Source organism: Vibrio sp. 1874 (genome assembly GCF_033344395.1).
Lineage (GTDB): Bacteria > Pseudomonadota > Gammaproteobacteria > Enterobacterales > Vibrionaceae > Vibrio > Vibrio alginolyticus.
Window position 1 is genome coordinate 1 of record NZ_JAWPOR010000104.1, and the last position, 1268, is coordinate 1268.

At 47.1% G+C, this 1268-nt stretch carries 2 pseudogenes; both read right to left on the reverse strand.

The annotated features are described in order from the left end of the window. Positions 1-898, reverse strand: a pseudogene (gene vmeK, locus R8N46_RS24865) (multidrug efflux RND transporter permease subunit VmeK); the annotation flags it as partial. A gap of 9 nt (positions 899-907) precedes the next feature. Beyond that, positions 908-1268: pseudogene (vmeJ, locus tag R8N46_RS24870) on the reverse strand (multidrug efflux RND transporter periplasmic adaptor subunit VmeJ); the annotation flags it as partial.

Genomic DNA, 1268 nt, shown 5'->3' on the forward strand with positions numbered 1-1268 from the left:
TAACTAACGCGACAGTTTCAATAATGTTCTCGCCAGCACGCTTTTTCACGTCAAGCACAATGGCAGGCTCACCATCCAAGCGGGCAAAGCTTTCCGGATCACGAAACGCTCGGCGAACTGTGGCCACATCACCAAAAGTGATCACTTCTTTGCCATTCACTTTGATAGGCAATTCAAGAACATCTTTCAGAGAATCAAACACCGACGGAACTTTGACCGAAAAGCGCCCATATCCAGTATCGACAAAACCAGCCGCAACCACTCGGTTGTTTAGTGCGATCAAGTTATAGATATCGGCCTGATCCAATCCATAGCTTTCCATTAAAAGCGGATCGACCACGATCTCGACAATATCTTCACGATCACCAGCAATATCGACTTCCAAGATCTGACGGAAGCTTTCTAGTCTGTCACGCAACGTTCGAGCGATTTGAACAATGGTTCTCTCTGGCACCGTGCCATAAAGCACAACAGTTAAAACAGGCTCCTCTGAAGCAAAAGTGACTTCATTGACCGTCGGTTCATCACTGTCTGCAGGTAACTTAGGTTTCGCCAGATCGACCGCGTCGCGAACATCCGCCATCGCTTTATCGAGATCCACGCCGACGCTAAACTCTAAAGTGACTGAAGCGTGGCCTTCGGAGGCAACCGATGTCATCTCTTTCACCCCTTCAATTGAGCGCAGTTCTTGTTCGATAGGACGAACCAGTAAACGCTCAGCATCAGTTGGAGAAATACCTTGATGCCCAACAGAGACGTAAATGATAGGAATAGTGATATCGGGACTAGATTCTTTTGGGATGGTGACGTAAGTAATGACCCCTGCGATGAGGATCATCACCAACAAGGTCAACATCGTTCTTGATCGGGATAACGCAGCGTCAATTATACTAAACATGCTGCCTCCCTATTCTTCGGCCGCATCGGCAGCGACATCACCGACTTTATTCGCAATCACGGTATCGCCATCACGAACAAACCCCTGTCCTAATACAATGATGTCCGCTTGCTCGCCAAGCCCAGATAACCAAACGCCATCTTCTTCTGCTTTGACTAACTGAATAGGAACAAACTTAACGTGTTCATCTTGCAGTGTTTTGACACCTAAATTCCCTTCTTCATCTAACGCCAACATTGCAGCGGTAATTTTAATCGCTAGCACTTCATTCAAAGGGAGCTGCACTTCCGCACTGATCCCCGCAGGGATGAGCGAATTACGATTATCTATTTCGATTTCAATCGGAAACGTATTGGTCGATACGGAGGAA